This window comes from Neobacillus paridis, assembly GCF_016765675.1.
Lineage (GTDB): Bacteria > Bacillota > Bacilli > Bacillales > Cytobacillaceae > Neobacillus > Neobacillus paridis.
On sequence record NZ_JAESWB010000229.1, the window covers coordinates 12470 to 32811 of the forward strand.

Genomic DNA, 20342 nt, shown 5'->3' on the forward strand with positions numbered 1-20342 from the left:
GTTCTCTCTGTTTGAGTCAAGTATTTGTGGGCAGTTTTTTTATCCCCACAGGAGTGAAAGCGGATTCACTTATTTAGAGTGCTCTCTTGATAGAAAATTTGTCTTTTTTAAAAACCGGCCAACTCTTTTAATGCTTTGTACACTGGAATATTCGCCTTGCCTTTTAGGTAAAGGATATTATCCCTTGTAGCTTCACCAATCGTGCTTTTCACCTTTTCCACATAATGTCTCGGGGGGTTCTTTTCTTCCTTGGTTTCTGTCCATCTTTCCACTCGCCCGAATAGTGTTCTCAAAGCTAAATTATCGAGGAATGCCACCAATCCGGTGATCATGGCACTTACGCCTTTTTCCACCCAACTACGCCCATTTTTGAGCCTTTTTGCGAAGACTCTCATTGTTCCCTCTGCACTTCCCATTGGTCTCATTCCAGATGTCTCAACCCCCTGCTCTTTAAGCCATTCTCGATAATCCCTGAGGGCTTCAGGGTACTTTTCGAGCTGACGAAGCAACTGGTCCAGCCGTTCTTCTTGTTCCCTCGTTTCAAGAGTTCCGACGGCATTATTTAATTCTGTAAGTAGTTTCTGACTGTCATAGGACGCGAGAGCCTTTTGCATTTGGCGATAGCGAGGGTGTTTACGGAACAGGCTGCGAATATCTCGTGCCACGTGAAATCGGTCAATCGAAAAGAAAGCCCTGTCCTTAAAATGCTCACGGCAGGCTGTGATCCAACTAGCACCATCACCGTTTATCACCAGTTTGTGGACAGTGGGGTCATACTCGAAATTCTCGATGAGAAAGTCCTCAAACGCCTCCCAAAAGGGCTGTTTCCCACGGTGAATAAAATGCCGTTTATCTTTTAAACTTACCCGTTTTCCGTTAATTTCCCAGCCTTGATGAACCGCTGCTATTTTTTCTTCCTTTCCTCTTTTTCCTTTTCCCTGACGTTTCACATATATACCGTCCACCTCTACAAATAACACTGAGCGGTGTATAGGCTGACGCTCTTTTGGAATACTGGCAACCTGTAACAGATGTTGACGTATAGCTTCGTGACTGATCACACGGTAACCTAAAAGTGTTTCAAGCGATTCTGCGGCCTTTCGGTAAGAAGGCCCTGTAATGGCAAGCTCTAGAGCGGCTTCCTCAATAAGGGGACTGAAGGCACCTGCCCCTTCAAATTCCAAATAACGATCAAGGAGATAGACATATTCATTTTTCTCTCTATCACGGTAATAGTTCCGTTCAATCGTGATTTCCCCAAAAAGGCTGTCTAACGTGGTGGTACGCTTATCGAGTAGACGATAACGCTTTTTATTACGCTCTTCGGCAATCTGTTGGTCCATGTCCTCTAAAAGAGTCTTCATAACCCCTGAGAAGGTTTCCTGTAATTGCCTCCAAACTAATTGTTCAATCTGTTTTAAATTGGGATATATTGTGCTATTCTTTTGCATGAGGGCTTCCTCCTTTGGATTGGGTTTGGTCGACTATGATTCTACCAAGGAGTAGCCCTCTTTTTCATGTATTTAGCTTAGAACACTACCGCGCTTTCGCTTGGTGGCCCCTTTATTTGGTGAGCGATCTGACAATCCCTCACCAAATGAAGGGGTTAAATTTTGCCCACATTAATTTTACTCATACATACCGACCGCTTTTTGGCACTGGTTAAAAAGTACACAGAAATTACAGAATTGGATGCAGAGATTATCCGAGAGTTCATTGACAAAATTATAGTATTCAAGGCTGAAAAGGTAGATGGCCGCAGAACCCAGCGGATTCAAATTTTCTATAACTGCATTGGCGCTATCGACTTACCAAAATAAACGAAAAAACGGCATAGCCGAAAATCTACGACTATGCCGAATTTTTCAGGAATTAATAATCCCTATCTGACCGCTCCAAATGTTGTCAATTTATTTTTTCTCATCCTCCCTCCGATCATTAGTGTCTTGTATCGCAATTGGAAGTATATCTTCATTACGACGATGATTAGTGCTGCCGCCTTTAGTTACTTTCTTCTTTTGCATGGAGCAAGCTACTTTACCGACTGGGAGGCGACTGATGTTATTTATTTTCTGTTGTTTTTCCTTTTATATGCCGTCTTGAATATTTATGAATCCAAATATTCCGAGAAGGCGGAAGCTCTAATTCAAAAACAGGAACAAATCTTGAAGGAAAGTGAAACAAAATATCGTTTAATTGCTGATAATATGTATGATTTCGTGACTGTTTTAGCTCCGGATGGCAAAATTCTCTATGCCTCTCCTTCGCATGAAAATGTCATGAAAATGAATCCTTCCGAACTGGAAGGGACCTATTCCCATGCTTATATTCACCCGGATGATCTTGACTCATTCCTAAGCAAATTTCATTCGATGATCGAAACAGGAACAAACCTGAAGGCAGATATCCGCTGGAAAGTGGGCGCTGAATGGATCTTTCTTGCCATGAGGGGCAAGCCGGTTGTCGAAAAAAATGGGAAGATTCAAAAGGTCGTAATGGTTTCTCGTAATATTACCGAGCGTATCAAAATGGAACAAAAGATCAAACAAACGTCTGCAAGACTTGAAGCATTAATTTCCCATCTTCCCTATGGGATTTTAGCATTAGATAAAAACAATCAAGTGCTTTTAGTCAATCAAAAGTTAAGGGAGATCTTCACAAATTCGTCTTTTTCCCAAGAAATTATTGGAATAAAACCTATTGAAGGATCGGCGCAGGGAAAAAATATTTTCCTCGAAGGAGATCTTTATGAAAAAAGAAACCGGGAAATTCTCGAACATTGTGAAACAGTTTTGGATGAGGAGTGGAAATTGAAGGACGGACGAATCATTAGCCGTGATGCCATTCCTATCTTTGTTAACGATCAGCTTGACGGTTTCCTCTGGCAGTTTAAGGATATAACCAAACAAAAGAAACTCGAAAAACACCTACAAGAGGCATCACTAATGGATGGGTTAACGAAGATCCACAATCGCCGCTACTTCGATGAAACGCTTATACGGGAATGGCGCCGCTGTGCCAGAACATCGCAGCCTCTTACGTTAATCATGCTCGATATTGATGATTTTAAAAAATATAATGATACATATGGTCATTTACAAGGAGATGCAAGTATCATTCTTGTAGCTCAAACAGTTCAAGAAACACTTAAGCGGCCGGCTGATGTTGCCTGCCGTTACGGCGGCGAGGAATTTGCGGTCATTTTACCGGAGACCCATCAAGAAGGCGGGATGAAGATAGCGGAAAAAATTCGTTCGGCCATTGAAAGGCTGGAGATTCCACATGCAACTTCTTCTGTTAGTACGGTTTTGACTTGCAGTCTTGGCGTGGCAACCATTATTCCAATCCCTTCGATTGATTTCAAAGAACTTATCGGGATGGCCGATAAGGCGCTTTATGTATCCAAAACAAAAGGGAAAAATTGCGTCAACGCCTTCAAGTAATTTAGTTTTTGCTATTTAAGAATAAACATCAATAATTGAGGGAACTTTTCTACCCGGGCTTCCGTATATCTGGTTATAAAGCTGATTCTCTAGACTTATATTTTAATATGTTTTGAAAATTTGATGGAAAAGTAGAGGTAATGGTCAATGAAGGAGGGGCTTATCATTCATACAAATGCCTGCTACCAACGGGCAGAGCAGCAGGCGGCAAAATATTTTCAGTCATTAAAAACGCTGGTCTCACAAAAGACCTATATCTCTACCTTAACAAAAGACTTCCATGTGTGGAAACAAAGTCATATCCGCCATTCTTTGTTTTCACTGGGAAAGCAAAAAGCGGATTCCCGCGGTTACGACTATTATCTTCGCTGGCTCGATTATCGAGGTAAACTGGATTCATATCTCGACCGAAGCATCTCCTATATTTATATGCGGGATTTGGGAAAAGCACTGGATTCACCCGATACCCAGGCCGAGATCCGGCAGGCAGTGAACCGGTTAAAAATATATTTGAGGGGACATGACGACAAAGCGAAAGATTTCAGCATGGTTGGGCTATACCGCTGGGCCCAGAAGGAAGGGATTGAATCCACTTTTATCTGGCTGGCGGAAAAATTAAAGAGGGTATCTGCCCATATTCCGCAAGGCTTGGATGCCGTTCAGGCCCAGCGAAAATTGATCAAAATTATTGCCGGGGTAAGCATGCATGCACTTGATGAGATGGGGGATCGTCTGTCGTCTGAACAACGGGCGAAGAAACTGGACGAAGCAATCAGATTAGGCTATGCCTATGGACTGACCTACCCGTTTATTGACGATCTTTTGGACTCGTCAGTTTTATCGGCATCTGAAAAAAAGCAATATTCCAATTTGATCCGTACCACCCTTGTTACCGGTGTCGTACCAAAATGGGGCCATTGGTCTGGAAAAAACACCACACTGATGCGCTATATTCATTCCGAGCTTCGCGAAGCATTTGACTATCTGAAAGCCCATCATCGGGGAGTGGCGGGAAACCAATTTTTCGAGCAGGCTTATGTGTTTTTTCAATCGCAGGAAACAGATCGGGTAAAGGAACTTGATCATGCTAATTACTCCAATGAAGATATCTATATCCCGGTTATCTTAAAATCTGCCTCTTCAAGATTAATTGTCCGCTCTATTGTTGGCGCTTCAGAAGATGAGGGATTTGACAAGCGAACATTTTTTTACGGTATCTACAACCAGCTGGCCGATGATTTTGCCGATCTATTTGATGACCTGAAGTCCGGGGCGGTGACTCCATACACCTACTATTGGAAGTATCATCGGACACGTCCTGATTTGTTAAACCCGTTCGAATTATATTGGGCGGTCATTGCGCATCTAATTCACCATGTCTACCATTCTGACCCCAAAGCCTGTGAAGTGATCCTAGATCGGGCGATTAACGGTTTAAAGCGCTATAAAGTGCGAATGGGAACGAAGCAGTACAATGAGGTGATGGCGTTATTTGACTTTGGCGAGCCGAAGTTCACACAGCTCATCCAGCAGCTCGTACACAAGGCGGATGATGTTGATTTCTTCGACAAACTGCTTCGCGATCATATCATTTCGATTTTAAAAAATCAGCAGCAAGAACGGGAAGATTTTTTTCATACGGTCGATATGGTCCGTACGCAAATCAATAACAGTCTGGCAATTGCCGAGGGCGATTCCTTGCCGCAGGACATCATAACCACGGCAGCCAATTACAGTCTGGAAGGCAACGGAAAGCGATTACGGCCAATCATCACGTGGTTTATGGCGGTTAAAGAATATCGCTTAAATAATGCAGCGATTGTTCCGTTATTGCGATCATTAGAATATATGCACACGGCCTCGCTGATTTTTGATGATCTGCCATCACAGGATAATGCGCAGACCCGCAGGGGACGGGCAACCCTGCATAAGAAATATAACACGGCGGTAGCCGAATTGACCGGCCTTTTTCTCACGCAAAAGGCTGTAACGGAACAGGCATCTCTTGATGCGTTCGATTCAAAAAACGTGCTGCGGCTGATTCAATATTCTTCGCAGACGACAGCAGAATTGTGCAAAGGACAGGCAATGGATTTACAGACAAAAGGGAAACCGTTAACCCGGGAACAACTGACTTTAATGAGCTTTTATAAAACAGGCTTAGCCTTTGAAGCGTCGTTGCTGATGCCAGCGATTCTTGCGGGGGCTGATGAGGCTGAAATTATCGTTTTGAAAAAATTTGCCCGCCATGCCGGCATTGCCTTTCAGATTAAGGATGACCTGCTGGATGTCGAGGGGGACGTGAAGTTACTCGGAAAACCGGTTGGTCAGGATGCCGAAAATAACCATTCGACCTTTGTGTCTGTTCTCGGCCTGGACGGTGCGAAACAAGAAATGTGGGAGCATTATTGCCTTGCGATTGAAGCGCTAAAGGAAATACCGCGGAATCTTACATTCTTGAAGCATTTATTGAATTATATTGTGAACCGAGAGCAATAGGGCATCAAATATTGTCGAAAGGAAATTTTCATGTATAGAAAAAATGGGTATAGATAATATTTTTGGTGAGATACTTTTATTAGTCTTTTTGATGAAGTGTCACGGTGAAGAGCACTTCATTGGACTTTGGAAATTACTTTGAATATAATTATCTTGATTTAAAGATAATTAGCGAATGAAAGGATGAGTGTTTATGACGAAAGTAGCGATTTTGGTTGGCAGTTTACGGAAAGAATCTTTTTCAAAAAAGATTGCTGTTAATGTTGCCGGAATGTTCCCAGAAGGATATGAAACAGAATTTGTCGATATCGGTGACTTACCTTTATATAATCAAGATTATGACGATGAAGGCAATGTACCGGAAGCGTATACCACCTTTCGCAACACGATGAAGGAAATGGACGCGGTTTTATTTGTTACTCCGGAATATAACCGTACTATACCAGCAACAATCAAAAATGCCCTGGATGTTGGTTCACGTCCATATGGTGCAAGTGTTTGGGACGGCAAACCCGCGGCAATTATCAGTCAATCTCCAGGCAATATAGGCGGCTTTGGGGCAAACCACCATTTACGTCAGCCGCTAGTATTCTTAAATATGCCGATTCTTCAGCAGCCTGAAGCCTACATATCAAATTCTGCGGAATTATTGGATGAAAATGGAAAAATCAACAATGAAGGAACTGTTCAATTCTTACAATCATTTGTCAATGCATTTGTTGATTTGATTAAAAAAGTTAAAGCATAGGGTTTAACTAAAGCGGTTGGAGTAATAGCAGAAGTTATTCTGTTATTTACTCCAACCTATTTTTTTAAAAAATTTAACAATTGAACGTACCTTGTGTAATGCGCTATAATTTGACCATCCATAACAGACTGCACCCATCCCGGCCAGTAACATGGCCGATTCGTGCTTTTCATAAGGATGTGGCAAAATGAAATCAGCAATACAATTCAATGATGTTTATTATCGGATTGACAATCTTCCCATTTTAAAACAGATTACCGGTTCATTTTACGAGGGGGAAATCACGACTTTAGTTGGTCCATCCGGCGCTGGAAAAACGACCTTGCTTAAATTATGCAATCGGCTGTTGTCGCCACAGTCTGGGGATATTTATATAAACGGGAAGGATATTCGTGATTGGGATCCGATCGAATTGCGAAGAAATGTGGGAATGGCGCTTCAAAGTGCCCCGATGATTGATGGCAGTGTGGAACAAAATTTAGCATTGCCATTGGAACTGCAAGGAAAACATTTATCAGAACACCAAGCGAAAGACTTATTAAAGGATGTTGGCCTATCGGCAGAGCTTTTACAGCGAAACAGTAAGGAATTATCAGGCGGGCAGCGCCAAAAGGTGTCAATTGCCCGTACGCTGGTGAACCGACCGCAAATTTTATTGCTGGACGAAATTACCTCGTCGTTGGATCAAGTTTCGCAAAAAGAGATTGAAGAGTTAATCATAAAAATCAACCGGAAATTCGGTGTGACGATTGTCTGGATTACCCATAACTTGCAGCAGGCGGTCGATGTAGGAACCTATACATGGGTGATGATGGCAGGGGAAATCATCGAAGCGGGCAAGAGCGATTTGTTAAGATCGCCAAGCAATGACCGGGTGAAACAGTTTGTAAAGGGGGAATGGGGATGAGTCTGACCGCATTATCCATTTCCCTCATTTTTGTGCTGATTCCGTTTATCTTATCAAAAACCTTCAACCTTGGGCTGGAAAAAGATACGATTATTGCTGTCGTCCGTTCGATTATTCAGCTGTTTGTTGTCGGCTATGTCCTTAAATTTGTTTTTGAATCGGAAAGTATTGTTTATATCTTGTTGATGGTGGGCGTGATGATTGCTGCTGCCACTCAGAATGCCCGGAAAAAAGGTGCGGCGATTAAAGGAATTACCTGGAAAATTGCTGTGACATTAATTTTTATTGAAGTGCTTACACAAGCTATTTTACTGGGATTTCAGATTACCCCGCACACCGCTCAATACATCATTCCAATCAGCGGAATGGTTGTTGGAAATGGGATGGTCCTGGCCATACTGTTTCTCAATCGGTTTATCGCTGAAACAGCGGCCCATCAAGATCAAACAGAGCTTATTCTATCGCTTGGGGGAACACCAAAACAGGCCATTCACCGGCAGTTGATTGCCGCCATCAAAGCAAGTATGATTCCAACCATCGAAAGCCAAAAAACGATTGGACTCGTCCAGCTCCCGGGAATGATGAGCGGGCAAATTATCGCCGGAGCCAGTCCGATCCAAGCGGTTCAATTTCAACTGCTTGTGCTCTTTTTGCTATTAACTGCTGCGGCGGTCACAAGTATTATGCTGGGGTTCCTGTCCTATCCAACATTATTTAATAAACAAATGCAGCTAATGAGAAGGTAAAATTCAGTTTTGACTTAGAGCGATTGCTCTAAGTTTTGTGCTTTAGAGGGCAGATAGCGGCATCCAATTTGCCCTCAAAAATAATTTTTCAGCTTTACAGGATAGATAGTAGTGTGCAGTAAGCCCTTCTGCTTTCCAGCTGGTCAATTTGCCCTTAAAAATATCAAATATTGGTGGAATATTAAAAATAATCATATAATTACTGATAAGAGGTGGGGAGTATTGGAAAAACTATATCGTTTATTGGATGAAGGCTTCGAGGAAATGGTTGAAATCAGGCGACACCTTCATCAGTATCCGGAATTATCTTTTGAGGAAGTGGAAACACCGAAACTGATTGCCGACTATCATGAAAAATTAGGACATGAAGTGCGGACGGGAAAGCTCCTACCCGCATCACCATCCAAAATTTGATATCGACGAAAGGGCAATGTTAACTGCGGCACAAGTACTCGGCACCGCCACACTGGAATACATGAAAAGAAACGAGAAAACAGGATTTGTATTTCTACCTTGACAAGAACCTTCATAATCAGTAACATAAAACATTATAAATAACATTGAATTAGAAAAAATATAGCTTTGCTTTAGCATACAGTTAATAAATTGAAAAATTGATTGGATGAAAAAGTAAACCCTATATTTACTTAAAAGGTAGACTTATTAAAAGACCAATACTGGCCAGTTAATAGTAAACCGACATTTTTCAGAGATTAATGGTTTTAATGGAACCATGATTCTCTGTAAATGTCGGTTTTTTTATTTTTTCTAGACTTGGATGGAAAAGAAAGGAAAGTGCAAAATGGTGCAAATAAATATGGTTTCTATTTTCGAAGCTTCGGCGAATCCTGTGGCTTTGCTTTATCGGGGGGAGGCTGAATGTTAGCTTTACTAGCGATCGCATTTTTACTCATTCTGGCGGTTTCCTTGCTGAGTGCACTATTTCTGCTGCACCCTAAAGTTCCGTTATCTTTTGTTCAAATTCATGTCGGTATGGTGACGCTATTACCGATCATCGCGCTGGTGGCCCTTGTGATGAACGATAGGGTAGTTAACCTTGGACCTTTCCGTTTTGATTCCTTGTCATGGCTGGTGGCCATGTTTGTCTTAACAATTGGCTTAATCGTTCAGCGTTTCTCCATTCGTTACATATTTGGGGATCGATCCTATCGAAAATACTTTGCCTTATTAACCTTTACTGTCACTTTTGATGTACTTGCATGGCTGAGTGATGATCTTCGCCTTCTTTTACTTTGCTGGGGAGCAACACTCCTGGGGCTGACACTTTTAATCTATTTGAAACAAGAATGGCAGATTGCCAGAAACGCAGCTTTATTAGCCGGGCGGATGCTGGCTATTAGCTGGCTTGGCTTATTTGTCGCCATTTTATGGATAGCTCAAGAAACAGGTCACTGGCAGCTGTCGCTGATTGTTAATCAAGCTAGCCTTGCTCAAATCAGTTCGTGGGAAACAACTTGTATTGACCTGCTGCTAATTGTCTCTGTCGTTATTCCTGCGGCACAATGGCCGTTTCAGCGCTGGCTGTTAGACTCGGTCGTTGCCCCGACTCCGATTTCCGCGGTGATGCACGCCGGTATCGTAAATGCCGGCGGGATGATTATGGCCCGTTTCGCACCGCTTTTTAGCGGAAATATTACTCAGATCATTTTACTCTTGATAGCAACTATTTCGGTGCTGATCGGCACGGGAATCATGCTCGTCCAGGTTGATTATAAGCGGCAGCTTGTTGGCTCGACGATTGCTCAGATGGGCTTTATGCTGATCCAATGTGCCTTAGGTGCTTATATAGCGGCGATGATTCATGCCGTGTTGCATGGCATATTCAAATCCACGCTTTTTTTACAAGCCGGTTCGGCAATTCATCACAACCATCAGACAGAACCCGGACGTCAGGCTATTTTGCCGACAATCTTAGGAGGAATAATCGCTCTTTTAACAGTTATTGGTTTTTGGCAAAAAGCACCTGGAGATGGGTATCAATGGATCAGTGCACTCATTTTAGGATCATCTGTGTTATTGGCTTGGAAGCAGCTGATTGCCTTTAGTAAAGGGTTGATTGGCCGCGTAGCGGGATTATTCCTGTTTACGGGAGCCGCTGTAATGTACAGCTTTGCCCATCGCGCTTTTGCTCGAATATTAGGTGATACTGTTAAGTCTGGAATCCAGCCACCGACACCAGCAGTTATTTTGGTTGTTTTTGTTTTATTAGCCGGAAGTGCGATCGCTATGTTGGCAGCCCGGCATCGATCTTCCACCGCTTTAGTCGTCATTTACTTGTGGCTGGTACGATTGGGGGAGCCGAAGGAAAAGTTGGTTGAAAGCCATCCGAAGTATCTAACACAATCATTTTCACAAGGAGGTCATTTATCATGAATCCCGTGGCAACCTTAAGTGAAGCTTTCCATTTGAAGCAGGAATCGAATTATTTTGATTTGGATTTGAGTGATGCAGTGGCATCCGCGAGCAAGGTCATTGCACCGCTAGGTCCCCTAAATGCGTTTGCGGCCCGCCACCCTTGGCAAGGATTGGAGTACCAATCTTTTGACAAAACGGCCCGTTGGTTTAAAGAAACTTGTGATGTTGCGATCTACCCAAATAAGCATCTGCTTCTCTCTGCATCGGAACAGGGCGAGATTGATGAAAATTTGCTAGAAGATGTGCTCAAAAAATGGCTTGATGCACAGTCACTGGAACTATCACGCGATACAGCGGAGCGCTTTTGCCGGAAAGCATTAAGGCTGGATATACCGCCAGTTTCCCAACAAACGGACCTTCCTGAGTTATCAATTATGGCGAAAAAACTGAACCGGTTTACGTATCAATTTAGCGAAGCACAGGCAGTAAAAACGTATAGTCAGCGTCTGGAACAGCTCGGAAAAATAAATCTGGCACAGGAACTTAATCGCCATATGATCAAGTGGTGTAAACTGTATTTAGATGAATCACAGGCTGTGTGGTCACTGCCAAACCGTAAAAATGGATTTTATCAAGTTTGGAGGAACCTTATCGGGCACGACCCGGCCCTCAAGGCGGCAATTCGGAAACAACTGAAAAATTTACCAGATCAGTCCGAACCGGCTTTAAAGATAGCGTTATTGAATCTGGGGATTCCTTTTTCCGAGGTACAGAGCTACCTGGAAGCACATTTACTGGCGTTGCCGGGTTGGGCGGGAATGATGCTTTGGCGGTCGCAGCAAAGTCCGAAAGAGTCATCGCTGTTAACGGAATATTTGGCTGTTAGAATCTCACTGGAGCAAGCGGTGGTTAAACCTTATTTGCCACTAAAAATGAAAGAAGAACATGTACCTTTAGAACCGTTGCTTGCCGCGTGGTACCATTGGGGCGACATGCCGATCGACCAGTGGTCACAGCTGTCAGCGCCGGAAATAAAAGCGCGATTGACGCTTGCCTATCGGTTTGATGAAATTCTTCGCAATCAACTCTGGCTCGAAGCATGGGAAAAAACATACGAAGCACATTTAATGAAGCGGGTCACAGCCAGCCGGCAAACGACTGTAACCAAAGAAAAGCCTGCCCTTGCACAATTTGTATTTTGTATTGATGTTCGATCCGAGCCTTTTCGCCGTAAACTGGAAAAGGCAGGTCCATTTGAGACGTTTGGTACGGCCGGCTTTTTTGGATTACCGATAGAAACTTGCGAGCTGGGCAGTCAGCATTCCCATCCCTCCTTGCCGGTCATGTTCAAACCGCAATATAAAGTAAGGGAATCAGCATCAGAATCGGAATTCTCTCGGTATCAACAACGCAACAGTGCAGTTCATTCACTGGGCCGTACCTTTAAGACGTTAAAGCATAACCTGTTAACCAGTTTGGTGCTGCCGGAACTAAGCGGGCCCTGGCTAAGTCTGCAAACACTTGGCCGTACATTCGTGCCACGGCAGGCCGGTCAAAGTTTTCGCAGAATTCGCCAAGCCTGGCTCCGAAAACCAGCGACTAAGCTGACACTTGACAATACCCCCAACATGGAAACGGAACTTCCGGTTGGTTTTTCTCTGGACGAGAAAATTCGTTATGCACGGCAGGCGCTTAAGATGATGGGGCTTACGGAAAATTTTGTTCCCTTAGTGGTCATTTGCGGTCATGGCAGTCATAGTACGAACAATCCATATGCTGCTTCGCTCGACTGTGGTGCCTGCGGCGGGGCCTCGAGCGGCTTCAATGCTCGGGTATTGGCGGCTTTATGCAATCTTCCGGAAGTAAGGGAAGCCCTTGCAGCAGAAGGGATCAACATTCCATGTGAGACAATTTTTACAGCGGCAGAGCATATTACCACAGTTGATGAATTAAGATGGCTTTATGTTCCAGCCCTCTCATCCGCGGCGCAAATGGCTTTTGCGCGTATCCAGGCGGCACTACCAAAGGTGAGTGATGCCTCTTGTGCCGAGCGGATCGTGAAACTGCCAGGTTTGCGGGTGAATGGTAAAAATCCTAAACTTGAAGCAGAGCGCTTGGCTGAGGATTGGAGTGAAATCCGTCCGGAATGGGGACTTGCGCGCAATGCCGCTTTTGTTATTGGTTCGCGGGAGCTTACGAAGGAGTGCGATCTCGAGGGGAGAGTTTTTCTGCATAATTACCATTGGCAAAAAGATCGATCTGGAACGCTTTTAGCCAATATTATTTCCGGGCCGGCGACAGTTGCCCAATGGATTAATTTGCAATATTATGCCTCTACTGTGGCACCTCATTATTATGGGAGCGGGAATAAAGCGACACAAACAGTGACCGCGGGTATCGGAGTGATGCAAGGGAATGCCAGTGATTTATTAGCAGGCCTTCCATGGCAATCGGTGATGCTATCGGATGAACAGTTCTATCATGCACCGCTCAGGCTGTTAATAGTAATAGAAGCACCAAGTGAATATATTGAACGGTTGTTACATCAGGACCATGAATTTCGCCAAAAGCTTCGAAATAGCTGGATTCGGCTTGCATCCATTGATCCGAAAGGAAGCTGGAAGAGCTGGTCTTAATTGAAAGAGAATGATAGGAGGGAAGCAATTTTTTATGGTAAAAACCAAAGGAACGATAGAAGCAGAAATCAGTAAGGCATTAACACATTGGGAGAAAAGTTATCTTGGACGAGGTTCCGTTTCAGTTAAATCAGATATTTTACGAGATATGATTATCGTTGTTTTAAAAGGCATCTTAACTCCAGCTGAATACTCACTATGCCAGGATAAAGAGGGATTATTATCAGTTAAGGAAAATCGTAATAGTTTAGTCGAATCAGGTATTGACGACTTAAAAGAGATCATTTCAAACATTACCGGACACGAAGTAGTAAGTTTCCATACTGACATTAGCACCCGGACCGGGGAAAGGGTCATCATTTTTAAGCTTTCGGTTGATCTGCAAAGCGAATTGTCATAACTGAGATGGGCCAGGACGATAGCCCGAAGCACGGGGCGGTCAGGTCAACACCCGCAGAACCACAGCAGCCGAACCCGACACCCGATTCTTTAGTGAGGTGAATTTGATGCGTACAACTGAAGAGAAAAAAATACTTTTTGTCCTTGGCAATGAACAAAAGCCGGACCGATTTCTTGAAAAATTATCTGGTATTCAGCGGGAAAATATCATTATTATTCAAAGTTATGGTTCAACTATTGCACCATTCGGCGATATCATGCGTGACATGATTTTAGTAGTCCACTTGGAGAATGTCGACGAAATTTTTGTCGCTGCGGCAACGAACGGCCAACATAAAACAAGCGAGATCGAAAAGATCATTTTTGAAAATAAAGAATTACAGCAAAAAATTCAAACCCTAGATTACCTGTTTAAAAATTGCATGCCAGAATTCCCTAATGTGACTCTTCGTGAATGGTTTTCAGTCAGTCATACTCATCCTGATGTGGTTCAGCATAGTATTAACTTCATCCGCCAGCACCCCCTCATCCCGGCTCATATTAAGGTTTCGGAATTGAGTTTAAACGAAGATCGGCTCTGTTAAATGAACATCCCCCCTGCCTTGGATCCTCCGGGAGTTCAAGGCGGGGGGTTATTTACCGAACGATTCTTTTAAAATCCACCCTTCCTCATTCACAAATAAGTCGATTGCCGACTTTTCTGATATTGGTTAGGGCTTGTCAATGTCCTTACTAATTATGCTTTCGTACGTTTCAATGGCAAAATCTTTGTACGGTGTAGGCGGCATTGATTTGAAATTCTCCACCGCTATCATGGCCGCTTGAATGGCTTCCTTTTGCTGCTTCAGTTCGCTGTAGCATAGCGCCCTATACGAATCTTTAATATAAAACAATGATAAATCGTACGGATGGTGGGCATAGGCGGGGATTTCCACCTTTTCCAGACAGGCAAGCGCTTCCTGCCACTGTTTTAAACCATATAAAGACTTTCCTTTTTCAAGTAGAAACCAGAACTGATAATCCCTATCGGTTGCGGGATTTGCTAAATACTTGTTGCAAATTTCCAGGGCTTGATCATATTTTTGCTCTTCCGCATTAAGCGATAAGGCGTGAAAGAGATCATAAAAAGTAAGCGATTGTAGGTCCTCGGCGAAATCGCCGTATTGTTTTACTTTTTCGGTATAATGCAGCTGCTGTTGTTTATTTTTCTTCATCAATCCATGTGCGGCCGCAAGCCGGTATAAATCATCAATCCGGTAAAAAATGCGGTGCTCCTTGGAAAATTGAATTGCCCGTTGCATCACATCAGCCGCTGCCTCCGAGTCGCCCACGGCAAAATGGAGAATCGCTTCATTATAATCCAGGTCAACTCTGGTCATCGGGTCAATGAAATGATGTTTTGCTTCGATTTGTCTTCGTTCCTGTAAGAAAATTTTTAAAGACTCCGCATAGTCATGTTCAACAAATTTTATCATTGCCCAAAAGATGCCAATGCTTGCCCGTTTGGCAGTTAAGTTCATTTCATCATACATCTTTGCTGCTTTCTTCGAAAGCTCCTGCCAGCCGTCAAGTCCTTCCTGTTGCAGGCTGCGGCTGTAAATTTCCAGTAACCGTGCCGACTCATAGCCCTGGGAGAGGTGTTCAAGGTAAGGCCCAATCAGGTCAATCAGCTGTTTAAATTTGTCCGTTTCCTCACCTATTTCGATCCCTTTATTATAAAGCTTTTCAGCCTCGTCCAGTATTTCCCGCAATTTAAGGGAACTTACCTCTTCCAAAAGTTCACTTACTTCCACACCTAATCTTCCAGCGATATAGGTCAAGCTCTCCATGGAAGGATTCGCCTTATTATTTTCAATCAGGCTGAGCATTCCTTTTGTCAGTTCATCTCCGGCTAGAGCTTCTAGCGTCATTTTTTTCTTTTTGCGAATTTCCCGAATACGTTCTCCTAACATGTAAACTGATTCACTCCTAGGCAATTTTATTCATTAGTTTAATTATATTAAACTTTAGCTTGAAATGGAAGAGGGTACCATGTTATAATTTGTTTAATAAAATTAAACTTTTGGAGTGGTTATTGATGAATGAAGCATTAAAATTAAAAAGAGCGACATACCATCTTTGGACATTTACCGTCAGCAAGCTGATTTCTGCTTTCGGGGCACAGGTGTATGCCTTTGCCATTAGTTTTTATATTTTACAAGCGACGGGTTCGGCGACAAGTTTTGCCGCCAATCTAATTTGCAATATTTTACCGCGGACGCTTGCGGCACCGTTTGCCGGTTACATTGTTGATAATTATTCGCGGAAAAAGGTGGTAGTTTTTTCGCAAATCGCCACTACTTTGGCAATTGGGGGACTGCTCCTCGTCAGCTTCACATCAGGATTATCGCTCACCGCCATTTATACAACCTCTTGTGTCTTATCGCTTACATCAGTCTTTTCCGGAGTCGCATTTACATCTTCCATTACTGGACTTGTAGATAAACAGCGGATTCAAAAAGCGATGTCGTTAAATCAAATGTCAATTTCGTTTGCTTCGATTGGCAGCCCCGCTGTCGGCGGCTTGTTGTATGGTGCTGTTTCCATGTCCACTTTCCTGATTATCTATATGGCTGCATCGAGTATGGCCGTTATACTGGAATCAACGATGAATTTCAAGCTATACACCAGTCATGATTTAGTAGAAGAGGACGAAAAGGAACCACTTTGGCAAAGCATGAAGTCCGGGTTTATCTATATAAAAACCCAATCACTGCTGATGACCGTCATTTGGATTGCGCTTTTGGTTAATTTTCTGTTCGGGGCATACGAGGTCGGCTACTCGTTTATTTTAATCGAAAAACTGAAAATGGCCTCCCAGCAGTTTGGTTTAACCGAAGGGGCTTTCGCTGCGGGGATGCTGCTGTTATCGATTTATTACTCGGTTCGGAAAGAGGTCAAATATCCATTATTGGTTTCCAAATGGGGGATCATTGGCATGGGCGTGGTTATGACTGCACTTGTTCTGCCATTAATGCTGAAGTTCCCAAATCATTCGATATTTGTTTATTATATTGTGCTGCAGCTGGGATTAGGAGCCGCGTCGATCATTACGAACACGCCGATCATGGTGATTTTGCAAAAACAAATTGATGACCGTTTTAAAGGCCGGGTATTTTCCATCCTCGAGACAATGGCAATGGCTTTGATGCCGCTTGGCATGGTGCTGTACGGCTTCTTGTATGACGTATTTCCCGCCCAATGGATTATGATTGTCTCAGCCGCTCTGTTTGTTGGCGTCATCCTTGTTCTGGCCAGACCTTCTGTGATACGCAAAGTGCATCCGGAAATTGGAGCTGGTAAGGCCGTCAGAATCAAAAAAGTTCCATCAAATGTTTGATTTTTAGCGCTTGTTATCTCTTATAATAGAAGAAGTAGTGGTTAATAAAAAGGAGCGGATTGGCAATGTTTGCAGCAGGTCAGAGGGAAATGCAGCAAATGGATCAGTTTACAATTGATAAAATCGGCTTACCGGGAATCGTTTTAATGGAAAACGCCGGAGCCAGGGTGGTTGAGGAAATATTAGCTTCTACTCCTTGTGAGCACCCCAAAGTATTAGTCCTTGCCGGCGGAGGGAATAATGGCGGCGACGGTTTTGTTATCGCCCGCAGGTTGTATGATTCAGGCCTTGAGCCGCTGCTTTGCTTACTTGTGAATCCAGAGCGGCTCAAGGGAGATGCGCGGCTTCAATTCGAAGTGTATCAGAATCGCGGTTTGCCGATTTTTTTCCTTCAAGAGAATACGAAGGCTGCCTTTCAAAAAGAATTGGCTCGTGCCGATATAATTGTTGACGCAATCTTAGGAACAGGTGTAAGCGGACCGGTTAGGCCGCCGTTTGATCTGGTCATTTCGCTGGTAAATGAACATAAAGGAAAGAAATTGGTGATTGCTGTTGATATCCCTTCAGGTGTTTCGAGTGATACCGGGAAAGTCGTCGGAAAGGCCATTGAAGCAGACAAAACGGTGACATTTGTTTTTCCGAAAAAAGGATTTTTCCTGCAGGATGGGCCACGTTATGTTGGAGAATGGAAGGTCGTTGACATTTCCGTTCCGCCTTCGCTGGTAACCGATTTAGGGTTAGACTTGCCAACTGTCATCACGGAAAAGCTGGGGCAAGAAGCAGTTCCGGTGCGCCCACAGCAGGGTCACAAGGGGACATTCGGCCATGTCCTAGTTGTTGGCGGTTCACGGCATTTTGTTGGGGCGCCAATTTTTGCAGCAAAATCGGCGTTAAACTCGGGAGCCGGATTGGTCACACTGGCGGTTCCAGAAACTATCTATCCAATGGCCGCGGCTCAGAATCCAGAGTCCTTGTTTTTACCATTACCCGAGGTTGATGGTCATTTCGCCGAAGCAGGTTTGAATGAATTATTGCCTAGACTGCATCAGTTTGACAGCATTGCAGTTGGACCCGGTATGGGCCGGTTTCCTCATGGGGAAGATTGGCTAAAAACTTTTATGAGCTCGCTGACGACTCAATCAGTTGTTATTGATGCCGACGCCTTGTATTTATTGTGCGATGAACTGGAATTGGTTCGCCGCTATAAGGGAAACATCATTTTTACCCCGCATCCAGGGGAAATGGCGCGGCTGTTAAATTGCACTGTAAGGGAAGTCGAGGCAGATCGTCTCGGGATTGCGAAAAGTTTTGCAATCGAGAATTCGCTGTTTTTGTTGTTAAAGGGTCATCGTTCGGTTATTGCGACTCCTAATGGCGCGGTTTATATTAATCCATTTGGACATGATGCCCTCGGTAAAGGTGGCAGCGGCGACGTGCTGACAGGCTTGATTGCCTCGTTCCTTGCACAGGGGGCTGTCCCGGTAAATGCTCTTATTGCTGCGAGCTATCTCCATGCTAGAGCCGGTGAGGAAAAGGCAAAAGCCTTATCCCATTATGGCGTAACACCGTTTGATATTATGGATGGCGTAAGAGAGCAGTTGAATTTAATTGGCTAAGGAGGTTATCCTTGATTTTGGGGATGCCCCCTTTTTTTATGAGAACAACAAGCGGTGCCGGTGAGGTCCAATCGTTCTCATAAACGCTTCATGAGAACAAAAAGGTCTGATGGTATCATGTGTCAGTTCTCATGAACATCTCATCCAACATCAATTATTATTAACCACTGACTCCTCCACTACGAACCGGTCTTTTCCAGCACCAACTCCGGCAATTGCCATCAATCCGACCACTACACATAGTATAACTAACGGGATTGTCCATGAATGGGTACGATCAAACAAAAAGCCGATTAAGCTTGGTCCAATAGCTGCCAGCAAATAACCTATAGACTGGGCCATTCCTGACAAATTCGCTGCCTGCCGCGCCCCTCTAGTCCTTAGACCAATAAGTGTAAGGGCTAAACTGATACTGGCGCCCTGGGCGACCCCAACACAAATAATAGATATAACACTCATCGAATAAGTCGATCCAAGCAACAGCCCCAACATCCCTGCAAAGTAAAATATACAAATTACCAGAACGATGCCCTTTTGAGTTTGAAACCGCCCGGCTAGGACCGGTGCTAAAAAAGTTGCCGGCAATCCGATTAGTTGCATGAGTGAAAGCAACCAGCCAGCAGTGGGCAAGTTCATCCCACCGCTTTTCAATATTTCAGGTATCCAGGCAATCGAACAATAGAATAAAAATGATTGCAATCCCATAAAAAGGGTAACTTGCCATGCAACTGCTGAGCCCCACAATTCTTTAATAGAAGATGGCTGTCCCTTAGAAGATTTTCTTCTTCTTAGATTTCCTTTAAGCTGTGGCAACCAAATAATAATCGCAATGAGTGCAATCACTGCCCAAAAAGCAAGCGACTTTTGCCAGCCCAATCGTAAACCTTGAGCAAGAGGAATACTTATTCCTGAACCTAACGCAGCAAAGGTATTCATCGACGTTGTATACATACTGGTCATGATCCCAACTTTTGATGGAAACTTCGCTTTTACAATTCCCGGTAACAAAACATTCCCAATGGCTACGCCAACTCCCACTAATAAAGTACCTAGAAAGACGGTGCTGATAAATCCTATAGAGCGAATGATAATACCAAAAAACAACACAAATAATCCAAGCAAAATAGTTTGTTCATTGCCCAATTTCTGCCCTAATCTAGGTGCCAGGATGGAAAAGGCGGCAAAAGAAAGCAACGGAAGTGTTGTAATAAAGCCTGCAGTTCCATTAGATATTCCAAAATCAGCCCTAATCATGCCAATGATTGGTCCAATTGCCGTAATCGCAGGACGTAAGTTAAATGCCACAAAAATGATTCCGAAGAGTAGCAGGACTTTATAAAACTTTTCTTTTTGATTTTCTTCATGCTCACTCATCGAGTTCCTCCGAGTTAAATTCAATATTTTTTACTATTATAACTATGAAATTATAGGGAATTCCAATTTAAAGGTTTACATATTAACTAGTAAATTGTATTTTTTTGCAGGAATGCCCAGGACAATATCGTATTAATATCATATAACAGTATTTTTCCAACCATAGCCGTGACTGTTAGCAAACAAGTGTTTCCGAAAAATGATATAATGGTAGAAAAG

The 20342-nt window shown here is 43.5% G+C and carries 15 protein-coding genes and 1 pseudogene; 13 read left to right on the forward strand and 3 right to left on the reverse strand.

Translation table 11 applies throughout. The features are described from left to right. Positions 1 to 107: 107 nt before the first annotated feature. Positions 108 to 1451, reverse strand: a complete 1344-nt coding sequence (locus JK635_RS15255; RefSeq protein ID WP_202654822.1) for an ISLre2 family transposase — start codon at positions 1449 to 1451, stop codon at positions 108 to 110. Positions 1452 to 1613: 162 nt separating this feature from the next. On the opposite strand from JK635_RS15255, the gene JK635_RS15260 reads away from it, so the two are divergent. From JK635_RS15260 to JK635_RS15310, 11 genes and pseudogenes are all read left to right on the forward strand, one after another. Further along, positions 1614 to 1820 (forward strand): DUF4368 domain-containing protein, encoded by a 207-nt coding sequence (locus JK635_RS15260; RefSeq protein ID WP_235888139.1) that lies wholly within the window; start codon positions 1614 to 1616, stop codon positions 1818 to 1820. Positions 1821 to 1853: 33 nt separating this feature from the next. Further along, positions 1854 to 3443, forward strand: coding sequence for a sensor domain-containing diguanylate cyclase (locus JK635_RS15265; protein WP_202654823.1), 1590 nt, complete (start codon positions 1854 to 1856; stop codon positions 3441 to 3443). Positions 3444 to 3590: 147 nt separating this feature from the next. Next, entirely contained in the window at positions 3591 to 5942 is a 2352-nt protein-coding gene (locus JK635_RS15270; protein WP_202654824.1) for a polyprenyl synthetase family protein, read from the forward strand. 193 nt (positions 5943 to 6135) lie between these two features. Next, positions 6136 to 6690: an NADPH-dependent FMN reductase gene (locus JK635_RS15275; RefSeq protein WP_202654825.1), complete on the forward strand. Its 555-nt coding sequence runs from the start codon at positions 6136 to 6138 to the stop codon at positions 6688 to 6690. Positions 6691 to 6877: 187 nt separating this feature from the next. Then, entirely contained in the window at positions 6878 to 7597 is a 720-nt protein-coding gene (locus tag JK635_RS15280; RefSeq protein WP_202654826.1) for an ABC transporter ATP-binding protein, read from the forward strand. After that, the gene (locus JK635_RS15285) at positions 7594 to 8343 is read left to right on the forward strand and encodes an ABC transporter permease (protein ID WP_202654827.1); all 750 of its coding nucleotides are present in this window, start codon (positions 7594 to 7596) and stop codon (positions 8341 to 8343) included. Before JK635_RS15280 ends, JK635_RS15285 begins: the two co-directional genes overlap by 4 nt. Before the next feature lie 222 nt (positions 8344 to 8565). Next, positions 8566 to 8724, forward strand: a pseudogene (locus JK635_RS15290) (amidohydrolase); the annotation flags it as partial. A 498-nt stretch (positions 8725 to 9222) separates the two neighbouring features. Next, positions 9223 to 10737 carry an NADH dehydrogenase subunit 5 gene (locus tag JK635_RS15295; protein WP_202654828.1) on the forward strand — a complete coding sequence of 505 codons (1515 nt, stop codon included), beginning with the start codon at positions 9223 to 9225 and terminating at the stop codon, positions 10735 to 10737. Next, complete coding sequence (locus tag JK635_RS15300) at positions 10734 to 13355, forward strand: DUF2309 domain-containing protein (RefSeq protein ID WP_202654829.1); 2622 nt, start codon at positions 10734 to 10736, stop codon at positions 13353 to 13355. The genes JK635_RS15295 and JK635_RS15300 overlap by 4 nt, the downstream gene beginning before the upstream one ends. Before the next feature lie 34 nt (positions 13356 to 13389). Continuing rightward, the gene (locus JK635_RS15305; RefSeq protein WP_202654830.1) at positions 13390 to 13755 is read left to right on the forward strand and encodes a Na-translocating system protein MpsC family protein; all 366 of its coding nucleotides are present in this window, start codon (positions 13390 to 13392) and stop codon (positions 13753 to 13755) included. Positions 13756 to 13861: 106 nt separating this feature from the next. Next, entirely contained in the window at positions 13862 to 14338 is a 477-nt protein-coding gene (locus JK635_RS15310) for a carbonic anhydrase (RefSeq protein ID WP_202654831.1), read from the forward strand. 126 nt (positions 14339 to 14464) lie between these two features. Here the strand turns inward: JK635_RS15310 and JK635_RS15315 are convergent, their stop codons facing one another. Further along, positions 14465 to 15706: a helix-turn-helix domain-containing protein gene (locus tag JK635_RS15315; RefSeq protein WP_202654832.1), complete on the reverse strand. Its 1242-nt coding sequence runs from the start codon at positions 15704 to 15706 to the stop codon at positions 14465 to 14467. 125 nt (positions 15707 to 15831) lie between these two features. Between JK635_RS15315 and JK635_RS15320 the strand changes: the two genes are divergently transcribed. Next, positions 15832 to 17133, forward strand: a complete 1302-nt coding sequence (locus tag JK635_RS15320; RefSeq protein WP_202654833.1) for an MFS transporter — start codon at positions 15832 to 15834, stop codon at positions 17131 to 17133. A 65-nt stretch (positions 17134 to 17198) separates the two neighbouring features. Beyond that, on the forward strand, positions 17199 to 18749 hold the full coding sequence (locus tag JK635_RS15325; RefSeq protein ID WP_202654834.1) for an NAD(P)H-hydrate dehydratase: 1551 nt from the start codon (positions 17199 to 17201) through the stop codon (positions 18747 to 18749). Positions 18750 to 18899: 150 nt separating this feature from the next. On the opposite strand, the gene JK635_RS15330 is transcribed toward JK635_RS15325, so the two are convergent. Next, a complete protein-coding gene (locus tag JK635_RS15330; protein ID WP_202654835.1) occupies positions 18900 to 20123 on the reverse strand; it encodes a CynX/NimT family MFS transporter in 1224 nt (407 codons plus the stop codon). Between the last annotated feature and the right edge of the window lie 219 nt (positions 20124 to 20342).